This is a genomic window from Caulobacter sp. S45 (assembly GCF_009765965.1).
GTDB lineage: Bacteria > Pseudomonadota > Alphaproteobacteria > Caulobacterales > Caulobacteraceae > CAHJWH01.
In genome coordinates this window covers 145,742-167,978 of record NZ_LMUL01000003.1, presented here as the reverse complement: position 1 = coordinate 167,978, position 22,237 = coordinate 145,742, and the positions used below count along the sequence as shown (strand labels likewise).

Below are 22,237 nucleotides of genomic sequence, written 5' to 3'. Positions count from 1 at the left end.
GGGGAAGGCGCCCGCCTGCTCGGCGCGGCGGAGCAGGGCGGAGACCCAGATGTCGGTGGATAGCAGCATGGCCCCGCCATTTTCGCAGGGCAGGGCGCCCGGGTCCATCGCGGTCCACATCCAACCGCCGTCACCCCGAAAGCACAGACGCGCTTTCCGGAATGACAGCGAAAGGGGTACAGGCCTCGAACCTGAAATGTTGGAATCGGTACATGCACCTGCACGCCAAGGCGGCGATGATCGGTTTGGGCGTTTCGCTGCTCACCACCGCTATGGCTACCGCACAGCCCGTTCCGCAGGCGCCGGCATGGACGGACGGGTTCGTTGGCCGGCTCGAGGCGCTGGCCCTGCTGCAGACCCTCAACGCCGACCTGCTCAGCCACGACAGCGCCACGCTGACCCTGGATCGCTGGTGCGAAGCGCACCGCCTGGCTTCGCCGGCGAAGATCGTCGCCGAGCGGGTGCGCGGGGTCGACAAGGCGGTCACGCCGGATCAGCGCCGGCTCCTGGGCGTGGATGACGCCGCGACGATCCGCTACCGCCGGGTGAGGTTGTCGTGCGGGGGCCACGTGCTGTCGGAGGCCGACAACTGGTATGTGCCCAGCCGCCTGACGCCGGAGATGAACCGCACGCTCGACAGCTCCGATATCGCCTTCGGTCGGGCGGTGCAGGCGCTGCATTTCCAGCGCCGCACCCTGTCCGCCGAACTGCTGTGGGCGCCGTTGCCGACGGGGTGGGAGATGGGCGCCGCCCCGTCCTCCACGGCTTCCGGGTCGCTTTCGATCCCGGCCCACGTGCTCCAGCATCGTGCGGTGCTGACCCTGCCCGACGGAACGCCGTTCAGCGAGGTGGTCGAAACCTACACCTCCGAAGTGCTGGCCTTTCCCCAGCCGCCCACGCACTGAGCACGCGAAAAGGCTTAAGGGGGGCGCGCCGTCGCGCGTCGCTCATCACGCTGAAACATGTTGTGGTTAAGCTCGGCGCTTTCCCCGAGCGGACCCATACCTTGAGCCTCTTCGCCCGCACGCCTCGCCGCATCGCCTTCGCTTCGGCCCTGGCGGCGGCCATGGCGGGTTTCGCCGCGCCTTCGACCGCCTCGGCCTCGGCCGCCGCCGAATACCTGTACGAACGGGCGCTGATGAATGCGGCCGACGCGCGCTGCCACCTGTTCAGCCCCGAGGTCGGCCACGCGCTCGCCGCCGCACGGGTCCAGGCGCGCAACGCGGCGCTGCGCGCGGGCGATTCGTCGACGGCGGTGGAGGCGACCGAGCGGCGCGCTGTCGACAAGGCCTCTGGCGTGGATTGCGGGTCGCGCGGGCTGGCGCTGGCGGCCGAGCGCCTGCGCACCGCCTTCGCTGATTACGCCAAGCTGCAGGTGATGCGGTTCCCCGGCCCCCAGTCGGCCTGGCGGGCGGAGCGACCCTATCCCGACTACCATGGCGGTCCGCGATGGGGGCTGTTGCAGGCGGTGCTGGGGCAGGGCGGATGGGTGCTGCTCGGGACGACCGGCGGCGTGGTCACGGTCCTGGACGCCCGTCCGCACGCGGCTCCCGCCGCCTCCGCCCGGCTGGTGATGCGCGATCCCGCCCGTCTGGCGCAGCCCTATCTCGATCCCGGCCGGCGTGAACTCGCGGCCCAGGCGCCGCCCCGCGACGTCTCCCAGGTGTTCATCGCCCGCAGCCGTTCCACGGCCGCGAAATCCCTGCTGCCGGCTGGCGCGTCGAGCGGGACGACCTACCAGTTCCCCACCGAGGCCCTGTCCGCCCTGGCCCGATTGGACCCGCGCGAGTTCGCCACCCTGGAGCTGGTCTATCCCGGCGTGAAGGGCGACCGGATCGCCACCGCCTGGATCGAGATCGGCGATCTGGCGGCGGCCGAGGCCTTCCTCGCCTCGGGCCATATCGTCAAGGCGAGGCGGTGACGGCGACATGCCGACGCGGCCCTAGGGCTTAGGGGGTTCCACAACGACGGCGGCCGTTTCCGGCTTCGGGACCAGCACGGGCAGGCGCACCGTCACCGCGGTGCCTTCGCCCAGACGGCTTTCCACCGACATCTCGCCGCCATGCAGCCGCGCGAAGGCCTGCACCAGGGACAGGCCGAGGCCGGTGCCGCGCGCCCGGTCCTGGGCGTCGCCGGCCTGCTCGAACGGGCGGCCGAGCCGGGCAAGGTCCTCCGGGGCGATGCCGACGCCGCTGTCGGCCACCACGATGTCCAGCTCGCCCGCGACCTCGGCGAAGGTCACGGTCACCGAGCCGCCGCTGGGCGTGAACTTCAACGCGTTGGCGACCAGGTTGAGCACGATCTGCTTGATCGCGCGGCGGTCGGCCTTCACCAGCAGGGCGGCGGGCGGCAGCACGCCGCGCAGCTTCAGTCCCGCATCGTCGGCCTGCTGGCGCAGGATGCGCAGGGCGGCGTTGGCGACGTCGCGCACGTCGAAGGTCTCGGCCGACAGTTCGTATCTGTCAGCCTCCAGCTTGGTGACGTCGAGCACGTCGTTGATCAGGTCCAGCAGGTGCTGGCCGCTCTCGTGGATCAGCTCGGCGTATTCGCCGTACTTGGGCGACAGGTCGCCGAACAGGCGCGAGCGCATGATGTCGGAGAAGCCCATGATGGCGTTCAGCGGCGTGCGCAGCTCGTGGCTCATATTGGCCAGGAAGCGGGCCTTGGCGCGGGCCTCGGCCTCGGCGCGCTCGCGACCGGCCTCGGCCTCGGCCAGGCGGGTGTCCAGGGGCGGTTCGATGATCGGAGCAGACGCGCGGACCGGCGCTTCGCTCGACACGCGGCCGGTGTTCAGCATCATCACCGCGGCGGCGGCCCCGCCCAGCGTAGTGACCAGCCCGATCAGGCCCAATGAAAAGCCCAGGCCGCCCTGCGGGGGGATCGGCGTGGCTCCGGCCGCCTGTAGCACCGCCACCGCCACCAGGACGGCGAACGATAGGGCTGCGCCATGACGCCACAGACCACCGTAAGCGGCGGCGGCGATCACGGGGCCGGCGCACCAGGCCATCAGCGGTCCGGTGATCCCGCCGGTGAGGCCGGCGGCCAGCCCGCACCCCATGGCCCAGGCGACCAGCACGCGCATCGCTCCCGAGGGCGAGCGGTCGAGCCAGCCGAACACGCCGGGGGCGATGCCGCAGAGCAGGGCGATGACCACCGTCCGGGGCGCCGAACCCAGCAGCGCTAGGATCAGCGCCAGGCCGACGGCCACCGCCAACGCCCAGACGGCGTGCCAGTTGGCTGTCGCACGGGGCCCGACCGCGGCTTGGAACACGGACCCTTCATGGGCGACGCCTTTTCCAGGCATGAGGATGGGGGTGGCGGTCACGAGGCGGGGGGATCCGATCTCATCGTATCGACGACGGGACGATCCTATCGAGCCCGCGTGGCCATCGCGAGGCCGTACAATCGGCAGGCGATCCGATATCCCCAGGTCGTCCACAGCAACCTGATGGTAAGCCACCGTCATCACTATGGCCCGGTGATGAAAAACGCGCCATGCCTCCACCGGTGTTAGAAGTCGAGGCCACCCCCGTGAAGGCGCCCCCGCCGCCCACCATCGTGCACGCTCCCGATCTGGACGACGTCAAGCGCTCGTTCCTGCGCATGGTCAGCCATGAATTGCGCACGCCGCTGAACTCGGTGATCGGGTTTTCGGAGATCATCAGTCGTGAACTCCACGGCCCGATCGGGGACCCCCGCTACAAGGCGCACGCCGAGGTCATCCGCGAAAGTGGGCAGAAGCTGCTCAAGTTGGTGAACCAGGTGCTCGAGATCGCGCGCCTGGACGCCGGCGCCGCCGATCTGAGGCTGGAGCCGGAATCGCCCGCCATTGCGGTGAAGCGGAGCACTCAGATCCTCGCCGACGAGGCGGATTTGCGCGGGATCACCTTCGACCTGCAAATCGCGCCCGACACGCCCATGGTGCTGGCGGACGCGCGGGGGCTGCACACTATCCTGCAGAACTTGCTGCAGAACGCGGTGGCCTTTTCGCCCGACGGGGGCGTGATCCGTGTGACGGTGCGGGGCGGTCGCAACTCGGTGCTGTTCGAGATCCAGGATCAGGGCGAAGGCGTCCCGGCCGAGGATATCGCCCGCCTGGTCCGCCCCTTCGAACAGGGCGAAAACGCCTTGGTGCGCCGATCCGAAGGCGCGGGCCTGGGCCTGTCGATCGTCACGCTGCTGTGCCGCGACATGGGCGGGCGGCTGATGCTGAAGTCGGCGCCGGGCCAGGGGCTCACCGCCTGCGTCCGCCTGCTCTCGGCGCCCGCATCGGAAGACGGGGCGCCCCAGGAGGCGGGGCCTGAGAGGTCGTAAGCGCTTGAGCCCGTCCGGCCGGCCCCCTAAGTGGTCGCCAGAGGACGCTGCTGAACATGACTTCCACCATCGACGCTGAACTTGACGGACTTGCGGAGGAATTCGACGTCCTGGGCGACTGGGAATCCCAGCTCCATTACGCGATCGATCTCGGCCGCAACCTAGAGCCCCTCAGCGACCCGGAGCGTTCCGAGGCCAACAAGGTGCGGGGCTGCGCCAGCCAGGTCTGGCTAGTGACCGAAGACGGCGGGGAGGGGCGGCTGGTGTTCCGGGGCGATTCCGACGCGCCCATGGTGCGGGGCCTGATCGCGATCCTGCTCAGGCTCTATTCCGGACGCACCAAGGCGGAGATTTCCGCCTTCGACGTCAAGGCGGCGCTCAAGCGGCTGGGGCTGGACAGCATGCTGTCGGCGCAGCGCTCCAACGGCCTGGCTTCGATGGTGGAGCGTATCCGACGCGACGCAGCGGCGCCGGCGACGGCCTAGGCGGCGCGGATGCCGGTGGGGCGTTCCTCGGCGGCGGCTCCGCCGACCAGGACGTCGTAGCCCAGGATCATGTCCACGTCCCGCCCGTTGCTGGCCAACGGCAGGCGCAGCCACAGCAGCGACATGTGCGACGCCCCGCGCCAGGACATCGAGTGGAAGCCGACGGCCGGGCGACGCCCGTCCACCACCCCGTCGAGCTGGGTGCGCCAGTATTCCACCGAGGCGGAATCGTAGACGTCCTCAAGGCTCAGGCCGGTGATCTCGCGGCCGTAGACGCCGTAAAGACCGGTGCCAGCCAGGCGCAGGCGATAGTCGCGCCGCTCGCTGTGACGCACATCGGTCAGGCTGACTGTGGGAAGATGGCGCTTGAAGTCGCCGGGATCGATCTGGCACCGGGCCGGTAGCCGCGAGCCTTCGCGTCTGGACGCCCAATAGGCGAACAGCTCTTCGTGAGCCCGCACCGCCGCCCCCGATCCGCTGTGATGCGCCAACACTTTCAGATTCCCCGCCAAGCCCCTGAATCGGTAAGGTTACTATCTCTTAACCTACGTCGTGCGGCAAGGGACATTTTGCAGACGAATTTGACTGTTGATTCGATGCAACAGGGAATCGTATTCACCTGTCAGGGGTGTGGGCGAGGCCTTTTCCCCACAGCTTTCTTTCCCCCAGCTTTTATCGGCGAGATGGTTTAGGCGGCCTCGTCATCGTCCTCGGCGATGAGCGGCGGGAGCAGCAGACCTTCCGCCTCCGGCGCATCCAGGGTCTCGACCTCGCGCAGTTTGCGCTCCACCGCGCGGGTGCGCTTGCTGGCGTCCTCCAGGGTGTTCTGGGCGGTGGCGAGCTGCTTGGAGACCTTTTCGATGAAGGTCCCGTACTTGCTGAACTCCGCCTTGGCGGCGCCCAGCACCTTCCACACCTCGCTGGACCGCTTCTCGATCGCCACCGAGCGGAAGCCCATCTGCAGGCTGTTCAGGATCGCCGCCAGGGTGGTGGGGCCGGTGACCATGACCCGGTGCTGTTGCTGCAGCTCGGTGACCAGGCCCGGCCGGCGGATCACCTCGGCGAACAGGCCCTCGGTCGGCAGGTACATGATGGCGAAGTCGGTGGTGTGCGGCGGATGCACATATTTGGCGCAGATGGTCTTGGCCTGCAGCTTGACCGCACGTTCCAGCGCCTGGGCCGCGCGCTCGACGTCCTCCACCAGACCCACGTCCTGGGCGGCCAGCAGGCGATCGTAGTCCTCGTGGGGGAACTTGGCGTCGATGGGCAGCCAGACCTGGCCATCCTCGGCCTTGCCGGGCAGGCGCACGGCGTACTCCACCCGCTCCGACGCGCCGGGCTGCACGGCGATGTTGGAGGCGTACTGCTCGGGGGTGAGCATGTCCTCCAGCAGCATGCCGAGCTGGACCTCACCCCAGCCGCCGCGCGACTTGACGTTGGTCAGCACCCGCTTCAGGTCGCCGACGCCGGTGGCCAGGGACTGCATCTCGCCCAGGCCCTTATGCACCTGCTCCAGCCGCTCGCTGACCAGCTGGAAGCTTTCGCCCAGGCGCTTGTCGAGCGTGCCCTGGAGCTTCTCGTCGACGGTGGCGCGCATCTGCTCCAGCTTGGCGTCGTTCTCCTTGCGCAGCAGCTCAAGGCTCTCGGCCAGGGTCTTGCGCAGGTGCTCCTGGCGCTCGCCGTTGGCCACGGTCAGGGCCTCGATCTTGGCGGAGACGCCTTCCAGCAGCTCCTTCTGGGCCTTCTGGGCGAGCAGGGCCTGGGCTTCCAGCCGCTCGCGCAGGTCCTTCATCTGCTGGTTGGTTTCCGACAGCCGCGTGGTCTGGGTCAGGCCGAAGCTGTCGGTGGAGGTCTTCAGCACCTCGCCCAGCCGGGTGTGGCCCTCGCCCATCTCGCGCGAAAAGCTGGAGAAGCGGGTCTCGTGGGTCTGGGTCTGGCGGGTCAGCGCGCCCTGCAGCTCTTCGCGCAGGCCGCGCACCTCGTCACGCAGCAGCGAGGGCAGCCGCGCCACGTCCTGTTCCAGCCGCATCAGACGGGCGGTCAGCTCGGGCGGCGCTTCGTCCGGCCGGTTGATCCGCATCAGGACGAGCAGGCTCGTCCCGACCGCGGCCAGGGCGGCGACAAGAGTGACGATGAGCAGGATGGAGGCCATATCGAATCGCAGCCTACGGAAGCTGTGACTCCCCGCCAATGCGTCGATCCGACTCTGTGCGGTTTATCCCCGGAAGATCGGACGGCCTTAGCCGCCGAGGTCGCCGGCGAGCGCCAGCATGGCGGCGCGCTGGGGCGGGGAATATTCGTCGAGCGCGCTGTCGTCGCCTTCGCGGATGGCGCGGACCAGGGCTGGCGTCAGGGCCGAGGACAGCGACCAGTTCCAGTAGCGCAGCACCGTCTGCGCCCGGTCCACCGCCATCATGTCGTAGATGATCAGCGTGCGTTCCAGGGCCGCGGTCATCTCGCCCGATGAATCCGCTTCGGGTCGGCGCAGGCCGCGCCACAGGGCCACGACCGCGCTCTTCGGCAAGCCCGTGGCCTTGCACAGGATCGCCAACGGCTCGCCGTAGGGGTCGGTGAAGATCTTGGCCCCGGTGGTGGGCTTGATCCCGGCTAGGAAGGACAGCTCGCGTACCAGTTCGTGGCTCAGCCCGTTCTGGGCGTCGGCCACCGCCTCGTCCAGGCTGGCGTAGGGCGAGCGGGCGATGGCGGCCCGGTTGCGCTGCCGGCGTTCGATGAACTGCAGCGCCTTGCGCACCAGCGGGTCCTGCCAGTTCTCTTCCGCCGCCATGGGGAAGACGTCGCTCACCGCCTCCTGCAGCACCTCACGCGACACCGCGAAGCGGGTCAGGATCTGGCGGCGGGATTCCGGGGCGGACCACCAGAACAAGACATAGGCGTGGGCCGGGCGAAGCTCCGCCCGGCGCAGCAGCGACGGGATGAACTGGGCGTATTGCTTGGAGGCCGCGACCACGGCGTCCAGGGCGTCGGCGGAGAAGTCCGCGCCCTCGTTGCCCAGAAGGATGTCCACCACCTGCGGTTCGCTGGCGGAGATCAGGGCCTCGCACACCATCTCGCTGACGTGGCGGCGGCGCGCGATCAACATCCTGTGCTCGGGTCCCGCCTGGGTGGCGCAGTCGATCAGGGCGGTGTCGCTGAGCGGGGTGTCCTCTTCCAGCAGGGGGCGGGCCACCTCGATCTCGTCGCGCAGCAACAGGCGCAGCAGGCGGGCGGGGGCTTCGGTCAACATGCCGAGGCGGCGCGCCACCCGCATGCGTTCGGCCGGCGTGCCCTCGCGCAGCATCTCCACCAGCACGTCGGCGGTCATCGACCGCTCGAAGGCGTTGACCCGGCTGGAGGGCAGGCACACCACGTCCGCCAGGCGCTTGATCAGCGCCGTGCGCGCCCGCCCCGAAGGCGCGCGATCGGGTGCGGGGCCGCTTTCCGGCAGGCGAGGGGAGATTTCGGTCAAGGGCGGCGCAATCCTTGTCTTCCGCCAGGATAGTTGATCGATCTTAACTGGAGGTAGCGATTGGCGGCGCGGATTAACGAGTCCGTATGGCTGACGATGCTATGCGCCAGGGGATGGGCGCGTACCTGTTGGACATCTCGCTGTTGCTGGTTGTGGCCATGGCGCCGGGTCTGATCGCAATGGCGATCATGCAGCTCTGGGCCGAGCGGCGCTGGCCCGCGCATCCGTCCCGCGAACCCACCGACCGCAGCAACGCCAAGGTCTGGGCCAGCTTCCTGGCCGGTCAGGTCCTGCTGCTGCCGGCCCTGGGACCGGCTGTCACCCTGGTCGTCAACCACCTTGGCGGCGGATGGATCGTGCTGCCGTCGACCGGCTGGGGTCTGGCCCTAGGCGCGGTCGTCTATTTCGTGGCCATGGACTTCGCCGAGTATGTGTTCCACCGGGCCCAGCACGCCTTTCCATGGCTCTGGGCCATGCATTCGCTGCACCACAGCGACACCTCGTTCGACACCACCACCACGGTGCGTCACTTCTGGCTCGATCCCTTCCTGAAGAGCGTCAGCGTTTGGCTTGCGGTGGGGCTGCTGTTCAAGGCTTCCCCGACCATCGCGCTGATCTATGCGGGCGTGGGATTTTACAATTACGTGATCCACTCCAACACACAGCTGGACCTGCGGCGCTGGTCCTGGGCGTTGAACACGCCGGCCTATCACCGCATCCACCACTCCGCTTCGGCGGAGCATTTCGACGTGAACTTCGCCGCCATCCTGCCGATCTTCGACGTGATGCTGGGGACCTACCGCCCGGCCCGGCCCGGCGAGCGGCCGGTCACGGGGCTGGACACCGGCCGCATTCCGCGTACCTGGCTGGATGTCCTGGCCTGGCCCGTCAGCGGCTTGTTGCGCCGCCGCTCGCCCGTCCGGGCCGCCTGAGCGCGCCGTCTCCGTTAAGCGCGCCCGCGACGCCCTGCCGCGTCTAGGGGGCGCCGCAAAGGCCGCGTTTGACCTATGTAGGGCGCGCCGCCCCATTTGCGGAGACGAGGAGACCCCCGATGACCAGCCCCAACCGCGTGATCCCCGGCGCCACCGGCGTCCTGGCGCTCGCCGACGGGACCGTGCTGCAGGGGATCGGCGTTGGCCGCGTCGGCCACGCCGTGGGCGAGGTCTGCTTCAACACCGCCATGACCGGCTACCAGGAGATCCTGACCGATCCCTCCTACATGGCCCAGATCGTCACCTTCACCTTCCCCCACGTCGGCAATGTCGGGGTGAACCTGGAGGATGTGGAGCAGTTTGGCCGCGAGGGCGGGTTCGGCGGCGCGCGCACCACCGCCCGCGGCGCCATCTTCCGCGACGTCCCGACCCCGCCCGCCAACTGGCGCGCCGAGGCCGGCGCTTCCGGCGCGCTGGACGCCTGGATGCAGGCGCGCGGCGTGGTCGGCCTGGCCGGGATCGACACCCGCGCCCTGACCAAGCTGATCCGCGAGAAGGGCATGCCCCACGCCGTGATCGCCCACGACCCGGACGGGAACTTCGATCTCGACGCCCTGGTCGCCGAGGCTCGCGCCTGGTCGGGCCTGGTGGGCCTGGACCTGGCCAAGGACGCCACCACCCTGCAGAGCTTCACCTTCGACGAGGGCTTGTGGGGTTGGCCCGAAGGCTACGCCAAGCCCTTGCCCGAGCCCAAGTTCGAGGTTGCGGTGATCGACTACGGGATCAAGCGCAACATCCTGCGCGCCCTGACCTCGATCGGCGCCCGCGCCACTGTGCTGCCGGCCACGACCACGGCCGAAGAGGTGCTGTCGCGCAAGTTCGACGGGGTGCTGCTCTCCAACGGCCCCGGCGATCCGGCGGCGACCGGCGAATACGCCGTGCCCGAGATCCGCAAGCTGGTGGACAGCGGCAAGGCGGTGTTCGGCATCTGCCTTGGCCACCAGATGCTGTCGCTGGCGCTGGGCGCCACCACCATCAAGATGGACCAGGGCCACCACGGCGCGAACCACCCGGTGAAAGACCTGGAGACCGGCAAGGTCGAGATCGTGTCGATGAACCACGGCTTCACCGTCGACCGTGACGGCCTGCCCGACGCGGTGCAGGAGACCCACGTCTCGCTGTTCGACGGCAGCAACGCCGGCATCCGCCTGAAGGACCGCCCGGTGTTCAGTGTCCAGCACCACCCCGAGGCCAGCCCCGGACCGACCGACTCGCTGTATCTGTTCGATCGGTTCGCCAAGCTGATGGAAGCGGCGCACTAAGCATCCAGACCAAATTGGATGCAGGTGAATTCATAGGCTTCCAGGACTTTTCCTCCCGCTCATCCCGGCGAATGCCGGGACCCAGATCGTAAGGCTCTGTGGGGTTGATGGTTGTCGCAGCCACGTTTAGCCAAGCCTGCGCCATAGGATCTGGGTCCCGGCATTCGCCGGGATGAGCGGGAGTTGAGCATAGACCCTAAGCCGCCGCTTCGGCCCGGCCGCGTTCATCCTGCCATACGGACACCTGCGCCAAGCGCGGCGCTGAACTGGCCGCCCATCGCGCGCTTCATCCGCGACGAGGCGCGGCTCGCGGCGTGGGCGCAGCGGCATGGTCGGCTGACGCTGGCGGCCTACGAGTTCGTCCGCTTCGGGGTGAAGCAGGGCTGGGCCTGTCTGTTCGGCGGCCTGCTGCTGGGCGCGATCATCGCCACCAAGCTCTGGTATCCGCATTCCGCTCCGCTGGCCCGCTACGACCTGCTGGTGATCGTGGCGGTGAGCTTGCAGGCCCTGCTGTTGGCGACCAGGCTTGAGACCTGGGACGAGGCGCTGGCGATCCTGATGTTCCACATCGTCGGCACGGCGATGGAACTGTTCAAGACCTCGATCGGCTCGTGGGTCTATCCCGAGCCCAGCCTGCTGCGCATCGGAAGCGTGCCCCTGTTCACCGGCTTCATGTACGCCGCCATCGGCAGCTACCTGGCGCGGGCCTGGCGACTGTTCGACTTCCGCTTCACCCGCCACCCGCCGATGTGGACGATGGTGGTCCTGTCGATGGCGATCTACGTCAACTTCTTCAGCCACCACTACCTGCCGGACCTGCGGCTGGGGCTGATCGTGGCGACGGCCCTGCTGTTCGCTCGGACCACCGTCTATTTCCGCGTCTGGCGCCGCTACCGCCGCATGCCCCTGCTGCTGGGCTTCGTCCTGGTGGCCCTGTTCATCTGGTTCGCCGAGAACATCGGCACGGGGATGAGCGTCTGGCGCTATCCAAGCCAGGCGCGTCATTGGGCGATGGTGCCGATTGAAAAGCTGGAGGCCTGGTTCCTGCTGATGATCGTTTCCTACACCTTGGTTTCCTTCGTCAGCAGGCCGCAGATGCTGGAAGCCTCCGACGCCGTGTGACGACGGTGCAGCTTCACACCCTTGCCCCTCCGCGTTCGCGTCTCTAAACCCGCCGCTTAGCCCATAACTCGACCGACCGGCGTGCGCGACCGCTGCGCGCCGGGTCCGCGCGCGCGAAAGATAACGATGCCCAAGCGTACCGACATCAAGTCCATCCTGATCATCGGCGCCGGCCCCATCGTCATCGGCCAGGCCTGCGAGTTCGACTATTCAGGGGTCCAGGCCTGCAAGGCGCTCAGGGCCGAGGGCTACCGGATCGTGCTCGTCAATTCCAACCCGGCCACGATCATGACCGATCCGGACATCGCCGACGCCACCTATATCGAGCCGATCACGCCCGAGATGGTCGAGAAGATCATCGCCAAGGAACGGCCCGACGCTCTGCTGCCGACCATGGGCGGCCAGACCGCGCTGAACACCGCGCTGGCGCTGGAAAGTTCGGGCGCCCTGGCGCGCTACGGTGTGGAGATGATCGGGGCCAAGGCCGACGTCATCGACAAGGCCGAGGACCGCCAGAAATTCCGCGACGCCATGGACAAGCTGGGCCTGGAGAGCCCGAAATCCCATGTCGCCCACACCCTGGCCGAGGCCCAGGTGGCGATGGAGTCCATCGGCCTGCCCGCGATCATCCGCCCGAGCTTCACCCTCGCCGGCACCGGCGGCGGCATCGCCTACAACCAGGAAGAGTTCAAGGAGATCGTCGAACGCGGCCTGGACGCATCCCCCACCACCGAGGTGCTGATCGAGGAGAGCGTGCTCGGCTGGAAGGAGTACGAGATGGAGGTGGTCCGCGACCGGGCGGACAACTGCATCATCATTTGCTCGATCGAGAACATCGACCCGATGGGCGTGCACACCGGCGACAGCATCACCGTCGCCCCGGCCCTGACCCTGACCGACAAGGAATATCAGCGCATGCGCACCGCCTCGATCGCGGTGCTGCGCGAGATCGGGGTGGAGACCGGCGGCTCCAACGTGCAGTTCGCGGTCAACCCGCGGGACGGGCGCATGGTGGTGATCGAGATGAACCCGCGGGTGTCGCGCTCGTCCGCCCTCGCGTCCAAGGCCACCGGCTTCCCCATCGCCAAGGTCGCGGCGCGCCTGGCGGTCGGCTACACGCTGGACGAGCTGATGAACGACATCACCGGCGCCACGCCGGCCGCGTTCGAGCCGACCATCGACTACGTGGTGGTCAAGATCCCGCGCTTCGCCTTCGAGAAGTATCCGGGCGCCGAGCCCTACCTGACCACCTCGATGAAGTCGGTGGGCGAGGTGATGGCCATGGGCCGCACCTTTAAGGAAAGCATGCAGAAGGCCCTCCGCGGCCTGGAGACCGGCCTGTCCGGCTTCGACGAGATCGCCATCCCCGGCGCGGACGCCGAGAACGAGGCGCAGGTGCGCTCCGCCGTGCTGCGCGCGCTGGGCCAGCCGACGCCGGACCGTATCCGGGTGATCGCCCAGGCCTTCCGCCACGGCCTGTCGGTCGACGAGATCGAGGCCGCCTGCTCCTATGAGCCCTGGTTCCTGCGCCAAATCGAGGAACTGGTCGCCACCGAGGCCGAGATCCGCCGCGACGGCGTCCCGGCCGAAGCGACCGCTTTCCGTCGGCTGAAGGCCATGGGCTTCTCCGACGCGCGGTTGGCCATGCTGACCGGGCGGCCGGAAGCCGATCTGCGTTTCGCGCGCCAGGCGCTTGGCGTGCGTCCGGTGTTCAAGCGGGTGGACACCTGCGCCGCCGAGTTCGAGGCGCGCACCCCCTACATGTACTCGACCTACGAGACCGGGGCGCTGGGCCAGGTCGCGGAGTGCGAGAGCCTGCCGACCAACAAGCGCAAGGCCATCATCCTGGGCGGCGGTCCGAACCGGATCGGCCAGGGGATCGAGTTCGACTACTGCTGCTGCCACGCCGCCTTCGCGCTGGCCGACCTCGGCATCGAGTCGATCATGGTCAACTGCAACCCCGAGACCGTCTCCACCGATTACGACACCTCCGACCGCCTGTATTTCGAGCCCCTGACGGCCGAGGACGTGCTGGAGCTGATCCATGTCGAGCAGTCCAACGGGACCCTGCTCGGCGTCATCGTCCAGTTTGGCGGCCAGACGCCGCTGAAGCTGGCGGAGCACCTCCAGGCCGCCGGGGTGCCGATCCTGGGGACCACGCCCGACGCCATCGACCTGGCCGAGGACCGCGAGCGCTTCCAGCAACTGCTGCTGAAGATCGGTCTCAAGCAGCCGATCAACGCCTTCGCCCGCTCGCCGGAAGAGGCCAAGGCCGCCGCCAACCAGGTCGGCTATCCGGTGGTGATCCGGCCCTCCTACGTGCTCGGCGGCCGGGCCATGGAGATCGTGCGCGACGACGAGCAACTGGCTCGCTACGTGCGCGACGCGGTCAAGGTCTCCGGCGACAGCCCGGTGCTGATCGATCAGTACCTCTCGCGCGCCACCGAGGTGGACGTGGACGCCATCTGCGACGGCGAGACGGTGTTCGTCGCCGGCATCATGGAGCACATTGAGGAGGCCGGCGTGCACTCCGGCGACAGCGCCTGCTCGCTACCGCCCTTCTCGCTGACGCCGCAGACCATCGCCGAGCTGAAGCGCCAGACCGAGCAGATGGCCTTCGCCCTGAACGTGAAGGGGCTGATGAACGTCCAGTTCGCCATCGAGGAGCCGCACGGGCCCGAGCCCCGCATCTTCGTGCTGGAGGTCAATCCTCGCGCCTCGCGCACCGTACCCTTCGTGGCCAAGGCTATCGCGGCCCCCGTCGCCGCCATCGCCGCCAAGGTCATGGCCGGCGAGAAGCTCTCCAGCTTCAATCTCAAGGACCATTCCGCGGACCACGTGGCGGTGAAGGAGGCGGTGTTCCCCTTCGCCCGCTTCCCGGGTGTGGACACCGTGCTGGGGCCGGAGATGCGCTCCACCGGCGAGGTCATGGGCCTGGACTGGCGGCGCGAGGGCGAGGGGCCCGACGCGGCCTTCGCCCGCGCCTTCGCTAAGAGCCAGATCGCCGGCGGCACCAAGGTGCCGACCTCGGGCGCGGTGTTCGTCTCGGTCAAGGAGGCCGACAAGCCCTTCATCGTCGATCCGGTGCGCCGGCTGGTGGGGCTGGGCTTCCAGGTGATCGCCACCGACGGCACCGCCGCCTATCTGGAGGCGCAGGGGCTGCCCGCCACCACGATCAAGAAGGTGCTGGAGGGTCGTCCCAACATCGTCGACTCGATGAAGAACGGCGAAGTGCAACTGGTGTTCAACACCACCGAGGGCACCCAGTCGCTGCAGGACAGCTTCTCGATCCGCCGCACGGCGCTGATGATGAAGATCCCCTACTACACCACCACGGCCGGCGCGCTCGCCGCCGCCCAGGCCATTGCGGCGGTGACCCAGGGCGTGCTGGAGGTGCGGCCGCTGCAGAGCTACGTCTGAAGGCTGAGAGACGAATTTGCGGGAATCGCCGACCGGCTGGCTCCCTGAGGTGTGATCGAATACGGTGAACCCATGCGCCCGCGGGCCGTTAGGCCCCTATGCGCAACTTCACTCCGTTGCAGTTCATCCTCTTTACCGGCACGGCCGTGGTCGGCCTCGCGGCGCTTTCGGCCGCAGGCGTCGCTGCTGGGTTGGCCCTGGGCGGCGCGGCCATCCTTGCGGTTCTGGCGCTTGCGGGGTGGATGATGGTGGCCAATCTCATCTCGGCGGAGCGCCCCGTTCGGCGGCGTAAGCCGCATCCCGCGCATCCGGCGCGCTGAACGGTTCGGCGGCTTTTGATTGCGCGGTTCGTTCGGACGACCCATAAGCGTGCCGCCCCGAGCGTTGCTCCGGGTGAGCGCATGATTCCGGAGATATCGATCTATGCGGTTTGGAGCGAGGGTGCACGATCGGGAGGTGATCGCCTCCGGCGTGCTGGTGCTCGGCCCCGAGGACAAGGACATGTCGTTCGATCTGGACGGCATGGTGTTCCTGGTGCGCCTGATCCCGACCGGAGCGCCGTTGCAGGTCCGGTTCGTGCCTGGCGGCGCGAAGCTGATGCGGGTGGAGCTGGAGGGCAAGTTTCCCGAGCTGGGCGCGGCCTGGAAGATCGGCGGCCTGGGTCAGGCGGGCGATCGGCGGATCGATCTGGACATCATGGTCTACAGCCTGAGCGAAATCCGCGACGTGAACCGCCAGGTGGGCTTCACCTTCACCGCCACGCCGGGTGCGGCGCAGACGGGCGGTCCGGATTTCATCCGAATGGCGTAGAGTGGGGTCGTCGCAAGTCGGCGACCTTGAACAATTCCGGGGCGCACCTTACCTTTCTTCGCCGGTCGTTTCGTCCCGCGACCGGAAAATCCCATTTCGATTTGGGCGAGGCCGAATAAATTCCCATGGATAAAGTCCCGATGACCGGCGAGGGCTACCGGGTCCTCGACGAAGAGCTGAAGCGTTTGAAGACGGTCGAGCGCCCAAGCGTGATCGCCTCAATTTCCGAAGCGCGCGCCCATGGCGACCTTTCGGAGAATGCGGAATATCACGCCGCCAAGGACCGACAGGGCTGGATCGAAGGCCGTATCGCCGAGATCGAGGACAAGCTCAGTCGCGCCCAGGTGATCGACGTCTCCAAGCTGTCCGGCAAGCAGGTGAAGTTCGGCGCGACCATCACTGTGGTCGATGAGGACACCGAGGAGGAGTCTTGCTACCAGATCGTCGGTGAGCACGAAGCCGACGTGAAGCAGGGCCGCCTGTCGCTGACCTCGCCGCTGGCGCGGGGCACTATCGGCAAGGAAAAGGGCGACGTGGTCGAGGTCTATACGCCCGGCGGCGTGAAGTCCTACGAGATCCTCAAGGTCGAGTGGGTCTAGGCGCGCGCTCCTGAGGGAGGCGTCGCTTGAGTCGCCCCCTCGACACCGGAGCTCTCGGCGCCCGACCTCTTAGCATCTGGGCGGTGTCGGACGGCCGGGCCGGGATCGAGGCGCAGGCCGTCGGTCTGGCCGAGGCCGTGGCGCGCCTGGTTCCGGCCGAGATCGTCGTCAAGCGCATCGGCTGGCCACGCTGGATGCGGCGGCTGCCGTCAGCCTTGAACCTCGCGCCCCTGCATCTGCTGGCCAAGGGGTCCGATCCCATCGTCCCTCCCTGGCCGGACCTGTGGGTCGCCAACGGCCGCGCCGCCATCCCCTTGTCCATCGGCGTGCGACGATGGTCGGCGGGGGGAAGCTTCGTGGTCCAGCTGCAGGACCCGCTGCGCTCTTCGCATCGGTTCGATGTCGTGATCCCGCCCCACCACGATGGGCTGGACGGCCCTAACGTGTTTCCCATCACCGGTACGCCGCATCGGGTGACGCCCGAGCGGCTGGCTCGTGAACTGCAGCCCTTCCAAGCGCGGCTAGACACCCTGCCGCGGCCGCATGTGGCGGTGCTGATCGGCGGCAAGTCCAGGGCGTTCGATCTTTCGCCGGCGCGCGCCCAGGTCCTGGCCGACGAGATCGGCCAGGCGGTCGGCGCCAGCGGCGGCTCGCTGCTGCTGACCTTTTCGCGCCGCACGCCCGACGACGCCAAGGCGATCTTGGCGCAACGTCTCCGGGCGCTGCCGGGTTGGTTGTGGGATGGGGAGGGGGCCAACCCCTATTTCGCCTTCCTGGCGACCGCCGACCACATCCTCGTCACCGAGGACTCGGCCAACATGCCGACCGAGGCGGCGGCTACGGGCCGGCCGGTTCATCTGCTGGCGATGGACGGGGCACAGGCGCGCAAACGACGCTTCCACGCCGAGCTTGCAAGGCTCGGGGTGGCGCGTCCATTCGCGGGAAAGCTGGCGAACTGGACCTACCCGCCGCTGCGCGAAACCGATCGGGCGGCGGCGGAGATCCTGAGGCGTATGGGACGATCCGTCGAGGGCTGAACCCCCGTCGGCGACCGGGGCGATCTAGCTCCGGGCGTACATCGCCAGGCGGGCGGAACGGCGGGACTGGGTGTCCGACCGCATCATGGCCTTGCGCTCGCGACGTTCCGCGCGCTTGGCCTCCAGGGCGGCCAGTTCGGCCTCCTCGGCGGTCTGCTTGACCGCTTCCAAGGCGGCGATGCGATCGGCGCGAGCCTTTTCACGGTCCTCGATCCGGGCGCGACGGACGGCTTCGAGTTCCTGTTCCCGGCGGGCGGTGCGGTCGACGAGGTTTTCGGCGACGACGGTGGGCTTGGGCTTGAACCGGGCGAGCATGGCCTTCTTCGCTTCCGCCTGGGCGGTCAAACGGTCGGCGAATCCCGGATTGGTCGGTTGCTTCATATAGCTTTCAATGACGTTGGCGGGGGGCGATCGCCCCAACCGAGTCCGGCCACAGCAATCAATCGGCTATGTAGTGCGTTTGGGGCGTTTGGTGAAGATGTCGCGGCGCATTTCCTGCCGCATTCCCTCGGACCTATCAACGCATCGCCCCGGCGAGCCGGGCGGAGATGGCCTCGACCGCGCCACGGAACAGGGCCGTGGTTCGGAAACCCTCCGGCCGAGGCGTGGGGGCGTCGACCTCCGTCTCGCTGGCCGCCCGCCCCGGCGCCGGGGTCATCACCACCACGCGCGACGCCATATAGACGGCTTCCTCGACGCTGTGGGTGACAAACACCACGGCGGGCCTGAGCGCCGCCGCCAGGGCCTGCACGTCATCGGCCAGGCGGCGGCGGGTGATCTCGTCGAGCGCCGCGAACGGTTCGTCCAGCAACAGCAGCCGGGGTCGCGTGACCAGGGCGCGGGCCAACGACGCCCGCATGGCCATGCCGCCGGAGAGCTGCGCCGGCTTCAACCGCTCCGATCCGCCGAGTCCGACCTGGGACAAGGCCGCCAGCGCCCGTTCACGCGCCTCGCCCTTGCCCACGCCCGCCAGTTCGAGCGGCAGGGCGACATTAGCCAACGCCGAGCTCCAGGGGGCCAGGGTGGGCGCCTGGAACACCACCGAGGTCTCGCCGCGTCCCGGCGTGCGCCGCACCTCGCCCGAGGTCGGTGTCTCCAGCCCCGCCAGCAGGCGCAGGGCGGTGGATTTGCCACATCCGGAGGGCCCGACCAGGGCCACGGTCTCGCCCACCCGCAGCGCCAGCGACAGCGGGCCGAGCGCACGCCTGCCGCCATAGTCCACCGTAACGGCCTCCAGCGCTGCGACCACGTCGGAAGGGGGCTGCACGCTCAGCGCCGCCGGCCATCGCGAATGACGCCCCGCAGCGCCACGCCGACGAAGATGCAGGCGATGGCGCCGAAGAAGCAGATGCGCAGCAGGTCGTGCTCGGTGTCGGTCAGATAGACCGTGGGCATGTTGCGCGAGATCAGCGGGTAGACGTGGCCGCTGAACACGTCGGGCGTGCTCGGGTCGTGAGCGAGGAAATAGAACGAGGCGGCGCAGACCAGGACGAACAGCCCCAGGCCGATCGCCACCCCCACATTGCGCAGGTCCAGCCGCATCTACAGCCGTTCCAGCAAAGCCTTGGCCGCCGCCGGTGCGCGCACCTTGGCCCCGTTGATCATGTAGACAAAGGCGTCGCGCGGGGTCTTTTCCGGCTTGGCGGGATCGACATAGTCCAGCCCCTCCGGCGCGCCACCCTCGGCCCAGGTCCTGGCCACCTCCGCCCAGCGGTTGAGTTCGGCCGCGGTGTAGCCGGTCTCGACCTTTTCCTTGGCGTCCTCCAGCCGGGCGTAGACGAAGTCGGCGGTGATGTCGGCCAGCGTCGGATAGGTGGCGGAATCGGCGAACACGATCGCCGCCCCGCGCTTCCTCGCCAGCGCGACGAACTCGGGCGTGCGGAAGCTGTCGTGGCGCACCTCGAGCGCGTGGCGCAGGCGGTGGCCGTCCTTCTCGTCGGGCAGCAGGTCGAGGAAGGCGCCGAAGTCCTCGGCGTCGAATTTCTTGGTGGGCATGAACTGCCACAGGATCGGGCCGAGCTTGTCGCCCAGCTCGGTCAGGCCGCTGTCGATGAACTTGCCGACCGACTCGCCGGCCTCGGCCAGCACCTTGCGGTTGGTGCAGAAGCGCAGCGCCTTGATTGCGAACACGAAGTCGTCCGGCGTCTCTTCGACCCACTTGGCGAAGGTCTTGGGCTGCTGGGTCCGGTAGTAGGTGCCGTTGACCTCGATGGTCGTGAGCTGGCGCGATGCGTACTCAAGCTCCTTGGTCTGGGGCAGCTTGTCGGGGAAGAAGGTCCCGCGCCAGGGCTCGTAGGTCCATCCGCCGATACCGACGCGAATCTGTGCTTGAGCCGCCGCCATTGTAGTCACCACATTGCTCTTGCCGGCTTGGAGCTATAGCAGACCTCTTGCGGGGCGCTTATAAGGCGAAGCGGATTCAGAATTTCGATTGGGACCGGAACCGCGCTCAAGTTCGATAAGCAATACCTCTACGACCGGGACTCAGTTGACGGTGACGGCCGCTACTATCCTTGACGTGTCTCCATAGTGCCAGTCCCAATGAACTAAGATCGACACCATCCTGTCCTCACTGGTAGGTGTCGCCTTGAAAAACTTGGAAATTTTAATCATCGCGACGCCAAACGCAAATCCTGGGGGATTTTCACTAGTTATTGCGCAATCGGTTAGCGTACCTGCCGCAAGAAGTTTGCACCTCATGGAAGATTCACCGTTCTGAGCCATTCGCTGAGCGCGTTCTGGCTCATAGTTGCTCAGGTCGCCTTTGCTGGGGATTTTTTCCCAGTGAATTATTTGTCCCGCGGCGGCAGGCGTATCCGCCACATTCGCTTCGGAACTCGTCTGTGCTGAGCTGGCCAACGGATACACCGCCGAAAGTCCTAGGCTGCACAGGGCGATGCCGATCCGGTCAATTCTCATGCGCTTGCCCCTCAGCGTGGCGCCCCAAGTCCCACGTGGGCGGAAGCGCAACGATTGATTGCATCGCATTTGCGTGGGCGGGCTGCAACGGTCGAGAGCAGCCACAGGCGTATGGCCGCTCGAGCCCAGCTCGCTTAGCCGTTGGTCAGGCCCATGAAGAGGGTGATCGCGGCCATCAGGACGCAGGTGCCGCCAATGACCAGGGCGCTTGCGGCGCGCTCGAACCACGGCTTTTCGAAAGGTGTGGCCATTTCCGCCTCGGGATAAGGTCTAATCTGCTTCGATTCGACTTTACCGCGACCGAGTAAATGTTTCGCCTTCAGGTATGGTTGCCGCCAGGTAACGACGCCCATCGCCAACCGGCGGAGCGGGAAGAATGCCCCCTCAGTAGGCCAGCTCGAACACCCGGTTCACATCGCCCGCCCAGGGGCCGTGGTAGAGCTCCAGCAGGCGTTCGGCGGGGGTGATCCCGCTGTCCGCGACTTCAGAGACGGGGTTGAGGAAGGCGCGTTCGTCCTGGCCGGCGGCGTTGAAGCGGGCGCGGGTCTTCAGGCCGTCGCGGGCGATGGCCACCACGTCCTTGGCCACGTCCTGCAGCGAGCGGCCGTCGATCACCGCCTTCAGCCCGTGGCGAGCAGCGTCGACGCGCAGCGCGGTGCGCTGTTCGGTCGTCCAGTGCTTGCAGAGATCCCAGGCGGCTTCCAGCGCGGCGTCGTCGTAGAGGATGCCGGTCCATAGCGCGGGCAGGGCGCACAGGCTGGATTGCGGGCCGGAGTCCGCGCCGCGCATCTCCAGATAGGTCTTCAGCCGCACCTCGGGGAACAGGGTGGTGAGGTGGTCGCCCCAGTCCTTCAGCGTCGGCCGCTCGCCCGGCAGCTCGGCCAGCTCGCCGGCCATGAAGGCGCGGAACGACTTGCCCGACAGGTCGAGATAACGGTGCTTGCGCATGGCGAAGTACATCGGCACGTCGATGGCGTAGTTCGCATAGGTCTCGAACCCGAAGCCGTCCTTGAACACGAAGTCGAGCAGGCCGGTGCGGTCGGCGTCGGTGTCGGTCCACACCGCCGCGCGCGCCGACAGCCAACCGTTGGGCTTGCCCTCGGTGAACGGTGAGTTGGCGAACAGGGCGGTGGCCACGGGCTGGAGCGCCAGGCTGACCCGGAACTTCTTCACCATGTCGGCCTCCGACGCGAAGTCGAGATTGGCCTGGACGGTGCAGGTGCGGAACATCATGTCCAGGCCGAGCGAGCCGACCTTGGGCATGTATTCGCGCATGATCTTGTAGCGGCCCTTGGGCATGACCGGCACCTGGTCGCGCCGCCAGATCGGCGAGAAGCCCAGGCCCAGGAACGAGATGCCCAGCTTGTCGGCGACGATCTTGGTCTCCTGCAAGTGCTTGGAGGTCTCGATGCAGATGTCGTGCATGGTCTCCAGCGGCGCGCCGGAGAGCTCGAACTGGCCGCCGGGCTCGAGGCTGACGTTCTCGCCGTCGCGGGTCAGTGCGATCAGGGTCTCGCCACCGTCGCGCGCCTCGTAAACGCCGGTCCAGCCGAACTGCATCAGACCCCGGAGCAGGGCCTCGATCCCGTCATCGCCCTCGTAAGGAATGGGTTGGAGTGTGGTGGTGCGGAAACCGAACTTCTCGTGCTCGGCCCCGACGCGGAACATCGACGGCGGTTTACAGCCGCTGGCCAGGTATTCGGCGAGGTCGGAAAGCTGGAGCGGCGTGTCTTGCAAAGCGGCGTCGCCCATAAGGTGTCCTCTAACGACGGCCGGCCCGGTCTCGAGACCCGGCCGCCCTTGCGCCACAT

Annotated in this window: 22 protein-coding genes; 12 read left to right on the top strand and 10 right to left on the bottom strand. The window is 67.9% G+C overall.

Annotation, left to right across the window (positions count from 1 at the left end; genetic code table 11):
- Positions 1–212 precede the first annotated feature (212 nt).
- Both GSQ87_RS02290 and GSQ87_RS02285 read left to right on the top strand, forming a co-directional pair.
- Positions 213–905 (top strand): hypothetical protein, encoded by a 693-nt coding sequence (locus GSQ87_RS02290; protein WP_216838920.1) that lies wholly within the window; start codon positions 213–215, stop codon positions 903–905.
- Between the two features lie 101 nt (positions 906–1,006).
- Positions 1,007–1,921, top strand: a complete 915-nt coding sequence (locus tag GSQ87_RS02285; RefSeq protein ID WP_158912939.1) for a hypothetical protein — start codon at positions 1,007–1,009, stop codon at positions 1,919–1,921.
- A 21-nt stretch (positions 1,922–1,942) separates the two neighbouring features.
- On the opposite strand, the gene GSQ87_RS02280 is transcribed toward GSQ87_RS02285, so the two are convergent.
- The gene (locus GSQ87_RS02280) at positions 1,943–3,271 is read right to left on the bottom strand and encodes a HAMP domain-containing sensor histidine kinase (RefSeq protein WP_305764184.1); all 1,329 of its coding nucleotides are present in this window, start codon (positions 3,269–3,271) and stop codon (positions 1,943–1,945) included.
- A gap of 224 nt (positions 3,272–3,495) precedes the next feature.
- On the opposite strand from GSQ87_RS02280, the gene GSQ87_RS02275 reads away from it, so the two are divergent.
- Positions 3,496–4,314, top strand: a complete 819-nt coding sequence (locus GSQ87_RS02275; RefSeq protein ID WP_158912938.1) for a sensor histidine kinase KdpD — start codon at positions 3,496–3,498, stop codon at positions 4,312–4,314.
- 56 nt (positions 4,315–4,370) lie between these two features.
- Positions 4,371–4,799 (top strand): SufE family protein, encoded by a 429-nt coding sequence (locus GSQ87_RS02270; RefSeq protein WP_158912937.1) that lies wholly within the window; start codon positions 4,371–4,373, stop codon positions 4,797–4,799.
- Here the strand turns inward: GSQ87_RS02270 and GSQ87_RS02265 are convergent.
- From GSQ87_RS02265 to GSQ87_RS02255, 3 genes are all read right to left on the bottom strand, one after another.
- Positions 4,796–5,293: a PAS domain-containing protein gene (locus GSQ87_RS02265; protein ID WP_371416635.1), complete on the bottom strand. Its 498-nt coding sequence runs from the start codon at positions 5,291–5,293 to the stop codon at positions 4,796–4,798. The two genes, GSQ87_RS02270 and GSQ87_RS02265, sit on opposite strands and share 4 nt — an antisense overlap.
- A gap of 194 nt (positions 5,294–5,487) precedes the next feature.
- On the bottom strand, positions 5,488–6,951 hold the full coding sequence (gene rmuC, locus GSQ87_RS02260; RefSeq protein WP_174241388.1) for a DNA recombination protein RmuC: 1,464 nt from the start codon (positions 6,949–6,951) through the stop codon (positions 5,488–5,490).
- Positions 6,952–7,038: 87 nt separating this feature from the next.
- Entirely contained in the window at positions 7,039–8,256 is a 1,218-nt protein-coding gene (locus tag GSQ87_RS02255; RefSeq protein WP_158913009.1) for a DUF2336 domain-containing protein, read from the bottom strand.
- A 95-nt stretch (positions 8,257–8,351) separates the two neighbouring features.
- Here GSQ87_RS02255 and GSQ87_RS02250 point away from each other — a divergent pair, with 95 nt between their 5' ends.
- The 8 genes from GSQ87_RS02250 (at position 8,352) to GSQ87_RS02215 (ending at position 17,507) form a co-directional block, all read left to right on the top strand.
- The gene (locus GSQ87_RS02250; protein ID WP_158912936.1) at positions 8,352–9,197 is read left to right on the top strand and encodes a sterol desaturase family protein; all 846 of its coding nucleotides are present in this window, start codon (positions 8,352–8,354) and stop codon (positions 9,195–9,197) included.
- A gap of 119 nt (positions 9,198–9,316) precedes the next feature.
- Positions 9,317–10,519, top strand: coding sequence for a glutamine-hydrolyzing carbamoyl-phosphate synthase small subunit (gene carA / locus GSQ87_RS02245; RefSeq protein WP_158912935.1), 1,203 nt, complete (start codon positions 9,317–9,319; stop codon positions 10,517–10,519).
- A gap of 183 nt (positions 10,520–10,702) precedes the next feature.
- The gene (locus tag GSQ87_RS02240) at positions 10,703–11,641 is read left to right on the top strand and encodes a DUF817 domain-containing protein (RefSeq protein ID WP_371416633.1); all 939 of its coding nucleotides are present in this window, start codon (positions 10,703–10,705) and stop codon (positions 11,639–11,641) included.
- A 126-nt stretch (positions 11,642–11,767) separates the two neighbouring features.
- Positions 11,768–15,061 (top strand): carbamoyl-phosphate synthase large subunit, encoded by a 3,294-nt coding sequence (gene carB / locus GSQ87_RS02235; protein ID WP_158912934.1) that lies wholly within the window; start codon positions 11,768–11,770, stop codon positions 15,059–15,061.
- A gap of 98 nt (positions 15,062–15,159) precedes the next feature.
- Complete coding sequence (locus GSQ87_RS02230; RefSeq protein WP_158912933.1) at positions 15,160–15,381, top strand: hypothetical protein; 222 nt, start codon at positions 15,160–15,162, stop codon at positions 15,379–15,381.
- Positions 15,382–15,502: 121 nt separating this feature from the next.
- Positions 15,503–15,871 (top strand): hypothetical protein, encoded by a 369-nt coding sequence (locus GSQ87_RS02225; RefSeq protein ID WP_158912932.1) that lies wholly within the window; start codon positions 15,503–15,505, stop codon positions 15,869–15,871.
- Between the two features lie 125 nt (positions 15,872–15,996).
- Positions 15,997–16,470 (top strand): transcription elongation factor GreA, encoded by a 474-nt coding sequence (greA, locus tag GSQ87_RS02220; protein WP_158912931.1) that lies wholly within the window; start codon positions 15,997–15,999, stop codon positions 16,468–16,470.
- A 26-nt stretch (positions 16,471–16,496) separates the two neighbouring features.
- A complete protein-coding gene (locus GSQ87_RS02215; RefSeq protein WP_158912930.1) occupies positions 16,497–17,507 on the top strand; it encodes a mitochondrial fission ELM1 family protein in 1,011 nt (336 codons plus the stop codon).
- A gap of 24 nt (positions 17,508–17,531) precedes the next feature.
- Here GSQ87_RS02215 and GSQ87_RS02210 read toward each other — a convergent pair whose 3' ends face one another.
- The 6 genes from GSQ87_RS02210 to GSQ87_RS02185 form a co-directional block, all read right to left on the bottom strand.
- On the bottom strand, positions 17,532–17,888 hold the full coding sequence (locus GSQ87_RS02210; RefSeq protein WP_158912929.1) for a DUF6481 family protein: 357 nt from the start codon (positions 17,886–17,888) through the stop codon (positions 17,532–17,534).
- Positions 17,889–18,024: 136 nt separating this feature from the next.
- Entirely contained in the window at positions 18,025–18,774 is a 750-nt protein-coding gene (locus tag GSQ87_RS02205; protein WP_254062704.1) for an ABC transporter ATP-binding protein, read from the bottom strand.
- A gap of 2 nt (positions 18,775–18,776) precedes the next feature.
- A complete protein-coding gene (locus GSQ87_RS02200) occupies positions 18,777–19,049 on the bottom strand; it encodes a hypothetical protein (protein ID WP_158912928.1) in 273 nt (90 codons plus the stop codon).
- Positions 19,050–19,850, bottom strand: a complete 801-nt coding sequence (locus tag GSQ87_RS02195) for a DUF72 domain-containing protein (protein WP_158912927.1) — start codon at positions 19,848–19,850, stop codon at positions 19,050–19,052. It abuts the gene before it with no gap.
- A 141-nt stretch (positions 19,851–19,991) separates the two neighbouring features.
- Positions 19,992–20,426, bottom strand: coding sequence for an energy transducer TonB (locus GSQ87_RS02190; RefSeq protein ID WP_158912926.1), 435 nt, complete (start codon positions 20,424–20,426; stop codon positions 19,992–19,994).
- Positions 20,427–20,810: 384 nt separating this feature from the next.
- Positions 20,811–22,178, bottom strand: coding sequence for a glutamate--cysteine ligase (locus tag GSQ87_RS02185; RefSeq protein WP_158912925.1), 1,368 nt, complete (start codon positions 22,176–22,178; stop codon positions 20,811–20,813).
- Between the last annotated feature and the right edge of the window lie 59 nt (positions 22,179–22,237).